The organism is Shewanella sp. 0m-6 (assembly GCF_052977325.1).
The window spans coordinates 284,888-300,175 of record NZ_JBRIMD010000001.1; the positions used below are offsets into that span (position 1 = coordinate 284,888).

The following is a 15,288-nucleotide window of genomic DNA, read 5'->3' on the forward strand; positions in this document are numbered from 1 at the left end:
TTGAGTAACTTGCACTACAAATTACCAAGTATTACAGCGAATGCTGTCGACATTTTTAGCCGATATTTGGCTTATTACTAAGCGCATTTTTGAATTGAGTTCGAGTGAACTCTATTGGAGAAAGTTGTGGAATTTCTACTTTTTTGCCTAATTTTTATTGCTTGTTTCTTGGTTGCCTTTAAACCTCACAAACAAAAAATGGCGCATATTTTTTTGGCTCTGAGCATTTTAATGAGCATGGGGATTTGGTTGATCGCCACTTGGGGCATGTTAGTGCCTGCCGGTAACTTGTGAGAACACTATGATGAATGAATTAACAGTAAACAGAATTATATCGTTAGCGGCATTAGCGCTAATCGCTTTACCAGTAGGTATCGCTTGTATCATCTTGGGCTTTGCCATGGGTGACACCCCTTGTATTCTTTGTTGGCAAGAGCGCACCGCTATGGTGCTGGTCTCGCTAATCGCGATTTTTATCATGCGTTACGGCTTAAAGCCAAAGTATATTGGTGCACTGATTATTACTGCGGTATACGGCTTGTGGGCAGGTTATCGTCATAGTTCAGCGCATATTCTTCGTGATATTGGCCAAGGTTTTGGCCCAGCGATTTTTGGCGTTCACACCTATGTATGGGTGATTGTGGTCTTTGCGATTATCTTATTGTTTGCTGGCGTATTAATGCTGCTACAAGGCGACAAGCTAGTAGAGAAAAGTGATAGCAGTGAATGGAGCTTACTGAACAAGGTAACGGTTAACGTGTTCCTAGTCATTATTGGCTTCAACATAGTACAAGCCTTTACGCAAACAGGCCCATTCCCGTATATCGGTCAAAGCGACCCAGTGCGCATGACCTTTGATTCAGAGAAAACCATTTGGTCTACAGCTAACTGGCCAACGCTTTCTAAGCTGTCAGCGCGTGGTGCTTACTCAATCGAGAAGCCTGATTTTGCAACCATGACTCAAAATGATGCGACTAAAGTTGCGACAAGCGACGAGCTTCAATTGCTTAAAAGCGTTGAGCTACCAAGTGACATCTTCGGCTTAGCAACGGGTATGAGCTACAACCCTCAAAGCAAGCTATACGCAGTAGTGACTAGCAATAATTGGGTTTATTTCTTAGATGACACGCTGACAACTATTTTAGCAAAAGTGCAGATTGATGCGGCATTCTCTGCTGAGATCTCTAACCTTGCGGGTGTGACTTTCGACGGTGAAACCTCAGTATTAGTAACAGCAGATCACAAGAGTTTCGTACGCGTTGAGTACGACCCAAGTGTGAAGTTTGATGATACTTATGGTCGCTTTATCGAAGGCACTGATGGCGTGCGTGAGCTAAAGCGTAGCCGCTTTGCGACTGTGCGTGCTAAGTACAACTACGTTGCTAACGTGGGTTGGGACGCGAACACTCAAGAGTACTTAATGGTGACTCTGCCTGATACTAAGCGTAATAACTTTGTGGTTTCGCGTTTAAGCGGCAAAGATTACGAGCTTAACAGTGAAGCGATTATTAGCATTGACGCTGAGCAATACCCGAATGTAACCGGTATTAGCGTGGCAGACGATAAAGCTTACTTACTTAGCCATTCTGGTCAGCAAATGTTAACCATGGACTTGACTTCAAATACCGTTGTTACAGCTAGCGATATTGCGGGTCTAAATAACCCACAAGCAATGACAGTTGTTAATGGTGAGTTTGCAGTATTAGATGCGACAGAAGCTAACAACCGAGTTAACTTCTACCAAGTTCAGCACTAATAATTTAACGCAATGTAATAAATTGCTTTAATAATACAAAGCCCTTAATTAATCGTTAAGGGCTTTTTTAATGCTTTAAGCCTACTGGTGGCATGCAAAGGTGATCTATCAGGCTGGTGATTGGCCATCGAGAATACAAATCCTATGCAATAGCTCACAAGCTGATTAAGTTTGAGAATACTAATTTAGCCTAATTGGTATAATTGCTAAAAATCTCTGCTAGTTGTCAATAAACGGCAATAGAGCACCCTCAATTAACATCGCTAATAACATTAAAGGTAGTGACCAATGAAGCGGATTTTATCCATTCAATCCCATGTGGTATTTGGCTGCGCTGGAAACAGCAGTGCTGTATTCCCAATGCGTCGTCTAGGTATGGAGGTTTGGCCAATTAATACGGTGCAGTTCTCTAACCATACGCAGTACGCACAAGGATGGGCTGGAATGATTATGCCAGCGGGTCAGATCACTGAGTTGGTGCAAGGGTTAGATAATATTGGCAAGCTGCAAACCTGCGATGCCTTATTAAGTGGTTATTTGGGCAGTGCAGAGCAAGGCGCTGAAATTGCAGACGCAGTGAAAAAGATGAAAGCACTCAACCCTAATGCTATCTACTTTTGCGATCCGGTAATGGGCCATCCAGAAAAGGGCTGTATTGTGTCGCCGGGCGTGCAGGAGTTTCTTAAAAACCAAGCCTTAGCTGAAGCTGACATCATAGCGCCTAATTTATTAGAATTAGAAACACTCACCGATACAAAGCTGCATAATCTGGATGAAGTGATTGATGCTTGTGAGAGTTTGCTAGCCAAAGGCCTTAAGATGGTGGTGGTTAAGCATCTTGCAAAAGCGGCAACCTGCAAAGAGCAGTTTGAGATGTTGCTGGTGATAAAAGGCGGCAGCTACCTAGTATCGCGTCCTTTGTATGAGTTTGAAAAGCAACCGGTAGGCGTTGGCGACCTAATCAGTGGATTGATGTTGGCTAACTTGCAGGCGGGCTTTAGCCCTGTAGCTGCATTTGAGCGCACTAATGCCTCCGTTGATGCCGTGCTATTGGAGACCTTTAATCAAGGCGCTTATGAGCTGCAATTAATCGCTGCTCAAGATGCGATAGCATCACCGACAATTAAGCAGCAGGCCAAAAAAGTTAGCTAGTGGTTTTATGCTAATTTGTTGCTAAATACATTTTGCGAGTCATGCTGAAAAGCCCTGTCGCTATCATAGCTTCAGGGCTTTTGCTTTTTGATTAATGGCTTTTAGTTGATAGCTGAATGCAAACCACACCTAAGCTTGCCATGAGAGTTACCTGTGTCCAGCCTTCTGTAAGCATTGTTTAAGGATGTAGATACTTAATCAGCCTCTGCATCCTGCAGCCATTTTATACTGATTGGTTTTAAGCGTAAGTGATATTTTTATTGGTTGTTTGTAATAGGGTTGGCAGTTGGCGCAATCGTGCCGCTGCCGGAGAGCTTGCGCCATAACCATTCGAGTGGACCTTGATTAAAATACTTCAGATACACACTAGCAAGGAGCAACTGTATGGCTGAAAAACCAATGGCAATAGCCACATAGCCTGGTCTATCTAAGGTTAATAGTAGCGAAGGTGCGAAGTATCTAAATAATAGAGACATCACAATTGATTGCAGAATGTATAAGCTCAATGCTAAGCGGCCAACATTCTGCAATGGTGTGAGGATAGTTGCTCGGTTTTGGCATATCTTAACCAAAATGTGTATGTAGATTAATGCAGTGGGAAGCGCGCTGATCACGACTATCGCCGGGCTGAAACTTTGCAATAGCGCAGAGTTAGACAAGCTACAAAGACCATCTATGGCAGAAAGCAGTAGTGCAGTAATCATTAAGCGTAACAGCTGCTTGCGGCTAAAGCCTTGCTCAAACATCCCCTCTCGATACAGGTATACACCTAATAACATTAGTCCCGATGCAAACCACATTATTGTTAAAGGTGTTGTGACGGCAATGGCTAAGAATAAAATAACTTGTTCAATTAACTGGCTTAAATAAGGGCCTGTCCATAGTTGGTATTGAAACTCTGCTGCGGCGCTCTCTCGAAGCGGGAAAGGCTCTGAGAGAAATACTGTCATAAGGATTAAACTGATTAAGCCAATGGCCCAAAATAGACCGGCTCTGCGGAGTATTTTTTGCTGTGTCAGTGAAATATAGCAAAGGGTTAATAAGCCACTGACGCCGTAAGTAAACAAAATGTCGCCAAACCAAATGAAAGTGGCATGTAAAGCACCGAATAGTATCAGCCACTTAAGCCGTGACTTCATCTGGTTAGCTTGGTTTGAGTTGAGTTTTTTCTCTGACTGAATGGCTAATCCTGCGCCAAAAAGTATCGCAAATAAACTCAAAAACCGTCCTTCAATAAAAAAGCTATTGAAGATATCAATTGCCGAGTCATACCACGGAGTTATTGGGTGGTTTGAGTAACCAGAATAGCCGTTGCCGAAGGAGTAGATATTGATAAACAAAATACCAAGTACTGCTAGGCCACGAATGGCATCAAGATTGGCGTTACGGGTTGTTGAGCTTGTAGAAGGTGACGCTGACGTGGCTTGAGCGTGTTTTTGTGTCGACAGTTCCATGTTGACCCTTTGAATTTCCTATTTTGCCGAAGCTTATCAACATAAACACATAATTTGAACACAGTAGAAATGAATCTTATTCACTAGCATACTTCGTGTTAAAACAAGTTCCTAGGTCCTAGAACCTTTCTTTGCCTTTCCTACCTTTTCCGTAAGTGACGTAGTCACGTTCCCTAGGCTGTAGCCCGTTCGGCTATTACCGTCTCAGCTTTAAAAGAAGACCCTAGATCCTAGGGCGCTGCGCTTCGAGGACGGGCTGCGCCCTGCTAGGAACAGCAAAAGAAAAAACTGTACCAGCGTCTTTGTTAGCTTTTCGGCTTTCTGTAGGTCGGCATTTATGCCGACAAATTCTTTATAAAAACCAAGCTCGATGGGCTAAAGCCCAACCTACAGAAAAATATGCTTTTCCGTCTTGGCTTTCCCTAGGCCGCAGGCCGTTTGTCTTAGCTCTTTCTAGGGCCTAGGACCTTCTTTCCTAGCACCTTCCGTTAATGCCCAATCCTATCTAAATGCTGGATCAAGTACATGCGCGCTTCAACTGGCGTTTCGCTGTGCCAGAACCCGCCTAAATAAGCGATGAGTGGCAATAGAAACATGATGGTGAGTAGCATGATGGATAGACCACGGGCTGACAGCTTCCAGCCATTACGGGTACTAAATTGCAGCGCCTCTTTCTTAGGGCAAGCGGATACGCAGCGCATGCAGGCTTGGCATTCGTCTGAGCGAATATTGATTTGGCTATGCACCGAAATATTAGCAGGGCAAGCGCGGCTACACTTATCGCAACTCATGCCTTTGGTGTCGATTAAGCAATGCTGAGTGTTACGGCGAATTTTAAAGGGACTTAAGAAGCTTAATAGCCCTAATAGTGCGCCATAAGGGCAGATGTAGCGGCAAAAACCTTGTCTACGCCACGCTGCGAGGCCCAAAATAAAGCCGAAACAGATTAAGGTAACGAGCCCTGGTGTGATAAAAAATAGCGCCATCTTGAGATCGGCAATCTTGTGGTAGTTACTGTTTAAGTAGCTCGGAATACTCTGGCTCGGCATGCCAATAATGATATATAACAAGGCCAGTAGCAGCAGGTATTTGACCATGCGTAATGGCCAATCTATCCAGGCTGGTGGCAATAGCTCCTGCTTAACAAAACGCTTTCTAAGTTTATAGAGGTACTCTCCAGCTAATCCAAGGGGGCAGGCCCAGCCGCAAAAGGCGCGTTTACACAGCAGGCCAGTGAGTAAAACCACTGTGAGCATAACGGCTGCGGCGGGGTGGTTTTGGTCCCAAATACCTAGGCTTAAAATTGCTTTGATTTCGATACCACCGGCAATCGGTAAGAAAGCATCACCCACATCAGGTCGCATTAGCCAAGGCGTGATCCCCGACTTTAACAATGCAGCATTAACGGCAAACTGCGCGCCAACTAGCAACATGGATAAGGCAAGCAGGTGTTGCACGCCTTCTCTTAGGTTGTTGGCCCTGATATGCCCCTTGGCGACCTCAGGCTGGAATTTTGTAACTAAGCCTGTGATAACAACGGCAATGGCCAATGCAGCGATGAGTGGCCAATACAGGCTGGAAATAATGGCTCCTGCCGCTAGCATGCCTGATGCTAGCGCGCCCCACTTCTTGCCACTCCAATAGATAAGACTGACGCTGTAGGTTAGTGCTAAGGCAAGGGTTAAGGATTCGATGAAGCTCATAAATAATATCGGCAATAATATGATTGATACTATTGTGAAACTTTTTATAAAGAGAAGTTCTTAATTGGTTTGTAGCTTGTGGGGAAGATCTAAGTTTTGTAAGTAGAGTGTCGAAAAAACCGCACTAGTTCACAAGTTTGGTTCCTAAGTCTTTAGGCTTAGGAACCACACTTTAGTCACAGCTTATTTGCTTTCTAATGAAGCAATAAACTTATTCGACTCGTCGATAGACGTGTTCATCTCTTTAATTAAGCCTGAGATATCTGTCTGTAGACTGGCGAACTCACCTTTGATCGCACCAATGGCTTGTGCATTTAGGTTATGCTTTAAATACAACATGTTGTCTTTCATTGCGACCAGCACTGGCTCCATTTTACTTTCGGCGCGGCGCATGCTTTTAACCAGCTGATTATATGAGCGGCGAGTCTCTTTTAACTTTGACTCACTGTTACGTCGCAGACTGGCTTTGCTGATCTCGCCAATCTCGGTTTGCCATTCATCAAATAGCGCCTCAGCAACATCTTCTACCTTGTCGATGCGATTGGTAACATCATCAGCCGCATCTTGAGCAGACTCATATTCGTCTTTAGCCTTATTGTAAGCCCCCTCTAAGTCACCACCGTCATGATTAAGCAGCGCCTGCATCTCTTCGAGTGCAGAGCTAAATTGCTCCTGTGCCTCAACCTGAGACTCTTTGGCATCTTCTACGCGGTCAACCATGATATCGCGCTTGTGATAACCTACTTTCTCCATTGCACCATAATAGGCGCTCTGGCAGCCACCAAGTAGCAAGCTAGTGCTAATAATGGCCGTGGTGATTAGTTTTTTCATCTTGTGTGTTTCCCAAGTTAGGTTAGTTACTCTGAGCGATATCTTGCTGCGTCGATAATGCTCCATAGGTGAGCAATGCCACCAATGATGGCTGGAAAAATTAGCCACCACATGGCATAACCGACAACGGCAACAACACAAAAAATCAGTGCGGCCAAAATACGCCCTTGAACTAACTGTCCAAGACCTGGGAAAAAAAAGCTCGCAATTGCGGCAATAACATTGCCAGCAGATCCTTGTTGAGACATCAATTCAATCCTTATGCTTGTAAAGAGAAGGTTATAAGCTTTATTGTACCAAGATAATGATTCGCAGATCATTTATCCTCTAATAGATTAAGACCAACTTTAACAGAATCAAGAGTAACACGTGAAAAATAAGATAGTGATAAATCAGCTACGTTCTTTTTTACTGAGTATTTGGGCATTTTTTTTGCACCTACTTAGTCGTTTTAAAGAAGACCAGGTCAATATCAAGGCTGGCCATTTGGCCTACGTCACCCTATTGTCATTGGTGCCTATTGTGGCGGTCATGTTTTCTATGTTGTCGGCGTTTCCAGTCTTTTCTGGCATTCGAGAACAGCTAGAAGGTTTTGTTTACGACAACTTTCTGCCAGCAGCAGGCGATACGGTGCAGCTCTATATTAATGAGTTTGTCGACAATGCCTCAAAAGGCACCACAGTGGGCGTGGCCGCCTTAGTGGTAGTAGCATTGTTGTTGATATCGGCGATTGATAAGGCGCTTAATAGCATTTGGCGTACCAAAGAAAAACGCCAAGTCGCAGTGTCTTTTTCTATGTATTGGATGGTGCTGACCTTAGGTCCGGTATTAGTTGGTGCTAGCCTTGTGGCAACTTCCTACATAGTGTCATTAAAAGTATTTAATAGTTCAGAGTTGTCGGGTGTTGTGCCATTGCTGGTAGAACGGTTGCCGATGTTGTTTTCTGTTGCGGCCTTCTTACTCTTGTACATGGTCGTGCCAAACAAGAAGGTGAAGTTTTTACACGCATTACTTGGTGCGCTCGTCGCTGCAATGCTATTTGAGCTAGGCAAGAAAGGTTTCGCATACTACGTGACCCAATTTCCAAGCTATGAGGCGATTTACGGTGCCTTGGCAACGATCCCGATCTTGTTTGTGTGGGTCTACGTCTCTTGGGTGATCGTACTGGTTGGCGCCGAGATCACTGCAGGCCTACCTGAGTATTTACAGGAGTGTAAACTTAGCCGTGAAAAGCTGTTGGCAGAAGCAGAAGCAGAAGCAGAAGAAACAGAAATTGAAAGTCCCACTATAGACCCCAAATCTGCCAAACATGAGACCCAAGATAAGGAAACCAGGAGTTAATGCTCAATGCGCGACCTAAAGCGCTTAGTCAAACCTGGTTAGATGTCGGTGATGGGCATCAGCTATATGTGGCGCAGTATGGAAATCCCAATGGGCTTGCTGTGTTGTATCTACATGGTGGGCCAGGAGCGGGGTGCAGCACTGAAGATTTAACCTTATTCGATTTATCGATTTACCATGTCATTTTACTCGATCAGCGTGGAGCTGGGCGTTCGCGTCCTCGTGGAGAGCTTCAGCATAATAACTTTCACAAGCTACTGGCCGATATTGAGCAAGTACGTTGTTGGCTCAATATTCAGCAATGGAGGTTGGCTGGCGGATCATTTGGTGCAACCTTAGCCCTGTTATATTCGGCTTGTTATCCCAGTCGAGTGATCTCACAAGTGCTATGGGGGCTGTTTATTCCTAACCCTGCAGGTATTGAATGGCTGTATGGTGACAGTGGTGCGGCGCGATTGTTTAAAGATGATTACCGTGCTTTTACTAAGGGCGTAGACAAGCGGCCAGAGTTAAGTGAGTTATTTACTCATTTTAGATCAAGGTTAGAGGATGACTGTGTGGATATTCGCCAAGATGCTGCTCAAGGTTGGCTTAGCTGGGAGATGGCTTTAGCCTATCCCGCCTGTATGGCGAGTGAGATAAATGCCCCCTTCAGTCAGTCTCTAGCAAGCATTGAGCTTTATTATGTAGCTAATGATTACTTTGGCGCATTTGAAAAACTCATCGTTAACTTACCCCTGATCCAGTGCCAAACATATGTCTTGCAAGGTGAAATGGATTGGGTTTGTCCTTTTAAAGTGTTACAAAATTTCTTTAAAGGCAGAACAGGTCAGTTGATTAGCGTGACTGAGATTAAAGGTGGGTATCACGCTTTGGCCGATGTTAAGATGGCAAAAGCAGTCATACACGCGATAAAGGAAATGGCCGAACAATAAAAAGGAAATATAGACTCTATGAAAAAACAGATCCTTACGGGCTTAACCATGAGCTTAATGATGGGCTTAACAGCCTGTGCTTCAACTGAAAAAACTGAAGACGTTGAGGTTGCGGTTAGGGCCCCAGATAGTGTTGAGTTAGGGGGCTTATCAAATGAAGAAGCCACGACTAAATTGCTTGAAGCACTATTAAATAAAAGCTATTTAGCTTCACGAGCAGGCCCAGGTGGAGTCGCAGTTCAATTTGATAATACCCAATTTATTCTGCAGCCTAGTATCAACCCAGACGGTATCGATCGCATCATGATGAACCGTTTTTATGCTATCCACCCTAAATATGTGGGCAGTAAAGAGATGCTGTTGATGATTGGTTCGTTAAACCAAAAACTTAACTTTGCTAAGTTTGTTATTCGTGACCAAGGTGCAGTCATTCAGGTACAAGGCGCGGCAACCTTTGTCGACACCATTTCTATGGAAGAGATCCGTCGTTTCATCCTTTGGATTGATGAAGGGCTACGTCAAGTCGCCGAGTCATTACCTGAAGGGGCGGAAGATGTGATTAAGCCTATTCCGGTCATGAAGAGTGTTTAAAAAAGGTCCTAGGACCTAGGAAAGGCAGGGAAAGCTAAGACGATAATAGCCGAACGGCCTGCGGCCTAGGGTACGTGACTACGTCACTTACGGAACGCTGCGCTTACAGAAAAGATGGCAAAGGCTGAGACGGAAAAGCATGTCTCTTTTGTAGGTTGGGCTTTAGCCCATCAATTTTGGTTTTTGCTGTTCCTAGCAGGGCGCAGCCCGTCCTCGCAGCGCAGCGTCCTAGAACCTAGGTCCTTCTTTTAAAGCTAAGACGAACGGCCTGCGGCCTAGGGAACGTGACTACGTCACTTACGGAACGCTGCGCTTACAGAAAAGATGGCAAAGGCTGAGACGGAAAAGCATGTCTCTTTTGTAGGTTGGGCTTTAGCCCATCAATTTTGGTTTTTGCTGTTCCTAGCAGGGCGAAGCCCGTCCTCGCAGCGAAGCGTCCTAGAACCTAGGTCCTTCTTTTAATTTTTTATCGGAGATTGTGTACGTGATTGCCTTAATTCAACGTGTGAGTGAAGCAAAAGTTGTCGTTGATGGCGCGACTATCGGTGAGATAGATAGAGGCCTGTTGGTGTTACTCGGTGTTGAGCGTGAGGATAACATTGAGAAGATGCAAAAGCTGGCCACCAAGGTGATGAGTTACCGTGTGTTCGCCGATGAGAATGGCAAGATGAACCTCAATCTTGAGCAAGCGGGTGGCAGTCTGCTAGTCGTGTCGCAATTCACACTCGCTGCTGATACCGGCCGTGGCTTGCGCCCGAGTTTTTCAGGGGCTGGTACGCCAGATCAAGCCCGAGAACTGTATGAGGCATTTGTCGATTTCTGTAAATCAAAGGGCGTGAATACCCAGACCGGTCAGTTTGCCGCAGACATGAAAGTGTCATTAGTTAACGACGGCCCGGTAACCTTTAACCTGCAGGTCTAGCGCTTTGGCTCACAGCAGAGTAGATCTTTTAATGCCCCGCCGTTAATCACATTCTTTAATTCATTGGCCGTTAAAATATCGCAGCCCTTTTGGGCGCGAATGCCCGCTCCGCAATACAGCACAAACACTTGCTGACGATTTTCAAGCTTGTGCAGCCAAGTCTCTAAAGTATCCAGTGGCACGTTTATCGCCTGTGGCAGATGGCCGCCAGCAAACTCTTGCGGCGAGCGCACATCAATTACTGTTGCGCCGTCTTCAATTAATTGCCAGCATTGGCTGCCAGCGGGTTTGGTCGATAACTTTGAAATTTGAGTGTTTAACATATCCACCTCTCTTTATTATGCTTAAAACGAATGCTTAAAACTTAAGCTGATATTTAAACCTTTAATTAGATTAATTTCAATAAGTTTTTTCTAATGCTTGATTTGTGATGGTTAACGATTTATGGCTAAAGCAGGGAAACTAACGATGAAAATCAGCTATACAAAGGACCTAGGTTCTAGGATGCTGCGCTTTAAAACAAGGACCTAGGTTCTAGAACGCTGCGCTGCGAGGGCGGGCTAAAGCCCTGCTAGGAACAGCAAAAGCAAGCGTCTTTGTTAGCTTTTTCCATCTTTTCCGTAAGGCCGTAGACCGTTCGTCTTTGCTTTAAAGATCTTAGAACCTGCTTTCCCTAGTACCTTTCTTAGCCTTCCCTAGGCCCTAGTACCTTCTATTCCTAGAACCTATCCCTTAAAACGCTTAAAGATCAGCGAGGTGTTGATGCCACCAAAGGCGAAGTTATTACTCATCACGTAATCTGTTTCAAGATGGCGAATGTCATCTCGAATGTAATCTAGCTCGCCGCACTCAGGGTCGATATCTGTCAGGTTTAGCGTCGGTGCAAACCAGCCCTCGTTCATCATCTCTATGCTCACCCAAGCTTCTAACGCGCCGCAAGCACCCAGTGTATGGCCGGTATAACTTTTAAGTGATGAGATAGGCTGCTTCGCGCCAAACACCGCATGAGTGGCTTGTGTTTCAGCAATATCGCCACGATCGGTAGCGGTGCCGTGAGCATTGACATAACCAATGCTCTCAGCTTCGATGGCGGCATCTTTAAGCGCTAAACGGATAGCCGTTTCCATGGTGCCAGCATTAGGCTGAGTCACGTGCAATCCATCAGAGTTGGTGCCAAAGCCCACGATTTCGGCGTAGATTTTTGCGCCGCGATCCTTAGCATGCTCAAGCTCTTCAAGCACTAAAGTACAGGCGCCTTCGCCTATTACAAGGCCGTCTCGTCCTTTATCGAACGGTCGCGGCGTCTCGGTTGGAGTTTCATTTTTTGTACTGGTTGCAAATAGCGTGTCGAAGACGACGGCTTCTGTCGGGCAAAGCTCTTCACCGCCGCCAGCAAGCATCAGATCTTGTTGGCCATATTTAATCGCTTCATAGGCATAACCAATACCTTGGCTGCCAGAGGTACAGGCGCTGCTGGTGGTGTGCACGCGGCCTTTGAGGCCAAAGAATACGCCGACGTTTACCGCTGTTGTGTGTGCCATCATGCGGATATAGCTAGTGGCCGTTACGCCAGACATATCGCCATCTTTTAGCATATCTCCGAACGCGATGATTGGATCGGTACTGCCCGTCGATGAACCATAAGCGATGCCCATAGCGCCAGAGATAATGACAGGATCATTAAGTAAGTTTGCATCAATCAGTGCAAGTTCACTGGCGCGAGTGGCCATTATCGATACCCGTCCCATAGAGCGGATCATTTTACGCTTGTAGTGGCTTGGCACTTCAAAGTCAGTGATCGGTGCGGCCAAGCGGGTATGCAGATCTTCAAATCTGTCCCATTCGTCCATACGTACCACACAATTTTTCTGCGCTTTTAAGCTCATGGCAATACTCGGCCAGTCATGGCCTAGCGCCGAAATACCGCCAATACCTGTGATCACGACGCGGCGTGGAAAAGCTGGCCGGCTCATATCATGCCTCCGTTGACCGAAATCACCTGGCGAGTCACGTAGGCCGCCTCATCAGACATTAAATAGTTCGCAAGCCCTGCAATCTCTGCAGGTTTTCCCATACGGCGCATCGGTACTAGGTTGTTGACCATCTCTTTTGGAATGTCGCTGACCATGTCAGTTTCGATTAAACCGGGAGCGATGCAGTTGACGGTAATTTTTCGTTTAGCGAGCTCGAGTGACAACGCCTTAGTTGCGCCGATAATGCCCGCTTTTGAGGCGCTATAGTTTACCTGGCCGCGATTGCCCGCAATGCCAGATACTGACGCTAGGGTGATGATACGTCCGCCTTGACGGCTTTGTACCATCGGCATCACCGTTGGATGAATAACATTGTAGAACCCATCGAGGTTGGTATGCACTACCCTGTCCCACTCCGATTCTGTCATTGCAGGAAAAGCGGTGTCGGCATTAATGCCTGCATTGAGGATTACGCCATAATAAGCGCCGTGCTGCTCGATATCTTGCTCGATAGCCTGCTTAACCGCGGCTCTGTCGGCGATATCAAACTGCAAACAGCTGACCTTAATGCCCTGTTGTTCAAGCTCAGACTTTGTGGTCTCGGCTGCTGCTTGGTTGCTGTGAAAATGCATCGCGATATCAAAGCCTGAGCGGGCAAGTCTTAGGGCGATCGCTTTACCTATTCCGCGGCTTGAACCTGTGATTAATACTCGTTTTGTCATCTTGCTACTCCCTGCGCCGTCGTCTTATTGTGTGTCACATACTTAATGTGTGGGCGAACAGCGGCTGTACTTTGTATTTAGTGTCGGTGTCGTATTTACTGTCATATTCAGTGTTGTATTGACTCAGCCACATGAGGTTCAGTGCGTCGACTCGGCAATATAGGCCTGAGTATCCTGAGGTTGAAACACGTTGACGTTGGCTTCTGCGACAACCACTTGCTTATGTAAGATTTGGCAATCAAAAACCGCTAGTCCTGACTCTTCTTGATATAGACGAGTAACACGTGTTTGGTAACTTTGCCCCGCATCAAACTGAGAGATATGCATCTTAAGCTTACGGCTACCGAGCAGGAATCCTACGCGAATGATGTCGTCACGCAGATGGGCCTCAACCCCCGCTAAAGCGGCAATACTTTGGGCCATATACTCAATGCCGACATAGTTGGGCACGCCATTCAAGTGGCTATCGAAATAGGGACTATTTGCTGAAATATCCGTTTGTGTTAACAAGCTATCATGGCTGTGATTCAGCAGCTGGTTGATTAAGATCATCGGCTGACGATGGGGGATGAACTCCGCGACATCGAGATCTGCAAGTTTTGTAGCATCAAACATCTTGATTTATCTCTGTTGAATCTTTGCCTAATGAGCCTGTATTTAATGGCTCGGGTGCCTGGCCCGCGAGTGAGTGGATTGGTGCCACACGACTGAAGATCAGGCTGGCATTACTGCCACCAAAGGCAAATGAATTACTCATTACATGGCTTATATTGCTCTGCATACCTTTGCTTACCAGAGGTAGCGCTGGATCATTTGGATCTTGTTGCTTATCCCACACCTGTGGCGGTAAATATTGCTGCTTATTGTAATCACTGAGCAGCAGATAACAAAATGCGGCTTCAATTGCGCCCGCCGCCCCTAAGGTGTGTCCGGTAAGGGGCTTGGTAGAGCTTGCTGCAGGTAAGGCTTGGCCAAAGACCTGATGTACTGCACGGCTTTCCATGGCGTCATTTTTCGGCGTTGCGGTGCCATGTAAGTTGAGGTAATTAATCTGTTCTGGCCCAAGGCTTGCCATGATTAATGCCGCTTGCATCGCAGCTATTGCACCGCGGCCTTCAGGATGTGGCGCCGAGATATGGTGAGCATCGCTAGACTCGCCAATGCCGCTGACTATGATAGCCGTATTGTCTTGTGATATTTTTTCTAGCGTTGCCTTCTCTAGCGTAAAGAGCGCTCCGCCTTCACCGATATTAATACCATCGCGATTAGCGCTAAAAGGTTGGCAGTGTCCGCTAGAAATAGACTCCAGTGAATAAAATCCATTAAGTGTGAGCTTACAAAGGGTATCGATACCGCCGACAATGACCATGTCGCAAACATCGGCGTCGATAAGACGCTTAGCGCTGGCAAAAACCTTAGCGCTAGAAGAGCAGGCGGTAGAAACGGTAAAGCAGGGACCCGTCAACTCAAAGTAGGCTTGTAGAAATTGACTGGTATCACCTAATTCTTGCTTAGCGTAATCATAATCTTTAGGAAACTCGCCAGCACTATGGTGTTCAGCAAGGGCTGACTCGCCGGTGGCTATTCCCGATGTGCTTGTACCGATAACGATACCGATGCGCTGCCGACCATATTGTGCTTTAGCTTGGCTAACGGCTGCTTCTATCTGCCGTGCAATCAATAAGGTGAGTTGATTATTGCGAGTATCAAATCGGCGTAACTCGTCGGGGAGTTCGGGGAGCTTAATACTGACCTGGCCAACGAGCACGGGGCGCTCAAACAAGAGGTCATCTCGCCACTGCATGCCGCTGGTATTGCCAGCAACCAGGTTGTCGAGCACAGCCTGAGGTGTTTGCCCTAGAGGGGTGCATAAACCTAAATGGGTTATTGCTATTGGCATTGCTGAAT

The 15,288-nt window shown here is 46.1% G+C and carries 15 protein-coding genes; 6 read left to right on the plus strand and 9 right to left on the minus strand.

The genetic code is table 11. From position 1 onward, the window contains the following. The first annotated feature begins 301 nt into the window (after nucleotides 1-301). Nucleotides 302-1,756 (plus strand): disulfide bond formation protein B, encoded by a 1,455-nt coding sequence (locus tag ACVBJC_RS01240; protein ID WP_447158899.1) that lies wholly within the window; start codon nucleotides 302-304, stop codon nucleotides 1,754-1,756. 288 nt (nucleotides 1,757-2,044) lie between these two features. Further along, on the plus strand, nucleotides 2,045-2,908 hold the full coding sequence (pdxY, locus tag ACVBJC_RS01245) for a pyridoxal kinase PdxY (protein WP_447158898.1): 864 nt from the start codon (nucleotides 2,045-2,047) through the stop codon (nucleotides 2,906-2,908). 257 nt (nucleotides 2,909-3,165) lie between these two features. Here the strand turns inward: pdxY and ACVBJC_RS01250 are convergent, their stop codons facing one another. From ACVBJC_RS01250 to ACVBJC_RS01265, 4 genes are all read right to left on the minus strand, one after another. After that, entirely contained in the window at nucleotides 3,166-4,362 is a 1,197-nt protein-coding gene (locus tag ACVBJC_RS01250) for a DUF418 domain-containing protein (protein ID WP_447158897.1), read from the minus strand. A 488-nt stretch (nucleotides 4,363-4,850) separates the two neighbouring features. Continuing rightward, on the minus strand, nucleotides 4,851-6,065 hold the full coding sequence (locus tag ACVBJC_RS01255; RefSeq protein WP_447158896.1) for a 4Fe-4S binding protein: 1,215 nt from the start codon (nucleotides 6,063-6,065) through the stop codon (nucleotides 4,851-4,853). Nucleotides 6,066-6,248: 183 nt separating this feature from the next. Further along, nucleotides 6,249-6,896, minus strand: coding sequence for a DUF2959 domain-containing protein (locus ACVBJC_RS01260; RefSeq protein ID WP_447158895.1), 648 nt, complete (start codon nucleotides 6,894-6,896; stop codon nucleotides 6,249-6,251). Nucleotides 6,897-6,922: 26 nt separating this feature from the next. Beyond that, entirely contained in the window at nucleotides 6,923-7,144 is a 222-nt protein-coding gene (locus ACVBJC_RS01265; RefSeq protein ID WP_447158894.1) for a hypothetical protein, read from the minus strand. A gap of 121 nt (nucleotides 7,145-7,265) precedes the next feature. Here ACVBJC_RS01265 and ACVBJC_RS01270 point away from each other — a divergent pair, with 121 nt between their 5' ends. The 4 genes from ACVBJC_RS01270 to dtd all read left to right on the plus strand — a co-directional run bounded on the left by ACVBJC_RS01270 (nucleotide 7,266) and on the right by dtd (nucleotide 10,685). Further along, nucleotides 7,266-8,237 (plus strand): virulence factor BrkB family protein, encoded by a 972-nt coding sequence (locus tag ACVBJC_RS01270; protein ID WP_447158893.1) that lies wholly within the window; start codon nucleotides 7,266-7,268, stop codon nucleotides 8,235-8,237. Continuing rightward, nucleotides 8,237-9,172, plus strand: a complete 936-nt coding sequence (locus tag ACVBJC_RS01275; protein ID WP_447158892.1) for an alpha/beta fold hydrolase — start codon at nucleotides 8,237-8,239, stop codon at nucleotides 9,170-9,172. Before ACVBJC_RS01270 ends, ACVBJC_RS01275 begins: the two co-directional genes overlap by 1 nt. A gap of 18 nt (nucleotides 9,173-9,190) precedes the next feature. Next, nucleotides 9,191-9,763, plus strand: coding sequence for a hypothetical protein (locus ACVBJC_RS01280; RefSeq protein WP_447158891.1), 573 nt, complete (start codon nucleotides 9,191-9,193; stop codon nucleotides 9,761-9,763). 484 nt (nucleotides 9,764-10,247) lie between these two features. Continuing rightward, nucleotides 10,248-10,685, plus strand: a complete 438-nt coding sequence (gene dtd, locus ACVBJC_RS01285) for a D-aminoacyl-tRNA deacylase (RefSeq protein ID WP_447161796.1) — start codon at nucleotides 10,248-10,250, stop codon at nucleotides 10,683-10,685. On the opposite strand, the gene ACVBJC_RS01290 is transcribed toward dtd, so the two are convergent. The 5 genes from ACVBJC_RS01290 to ACVBJC_RS01310 form a co-directional block, all read right to left on the minus strand. After that, a complete protein-coding gene (locus tag ACVBJC_RS01290; RefSeq protein WP_447161795.1) occupies nucleotides 10,682-11,008 on the minus strand; it encodes a rhodanese-like domain-containing protein in 327 nt (108 codons plus the stop codon). The two genes, dtd and ACVBJC_RS01290, sit on opposite strands and share 4 nt — an antisense overlap. A gap of 402 nt (nucleotides 11,009-11,410) precedes the next feature. After that, the gene (locus tag ACVBJC_RS01295; protein WP_447161794.1) at nucleotides 11,411-12,658 is read right to left on the minus strand and encodes a beta-ketoacyl-ACP synthase; all 1,248 of its coding nucleotides are present in this window, start codon (nucleotides 12,656-12,658) and stop codon (nucleotides 11,411-11,413) included. Beyond that, on the minus strand, nucleotides 12,655-13,380 hold the full coding sequence (locus ACVBJC_RS01300) for a 3-ketoacyl-ACP reductase FabG2 (protein ID WP_447161793.1): 726 nt from the start codon (nucleotides 13,378-13,380) through the stop codon (nucleotides 12,655-12,657). Before ACVBJC_RS01300 ends, ACVBJC_RS01295 begins: the two co-directional genes overlap by 4 nt. Before the next feature lie 138 nt (nucleotides 13,381-13,518). Next, a complete protein-coding gene (locus ACVBJC_RS01305) occupies nucleotides 13,519-13,995 on the minus strand; it encodes an ApeP family dehydratase (protein ID WP_447161792.1) in 477 nt (158 codons plus the stop codon). Next, nucleotides 13,988-15,280, minus strand: a complete 1,293-nt coding sequence (locus ACVBJC_RS01310; RefSeq protein ID WP_447161798.1) for a beta-ketoacyl-[acyl-carrier-protein] synthase family protein — start codon at nucleotides 15,278-15,280, stop codon at nucleotides 13,988-13,990. Before ACVBJC_RS01310 ends, ACVBJC_RS01305 begins: the two co-directional genes overlap by 8 nt. Nucleotides 15,281-15,288 lie beyond the last annotated feature (8 nt).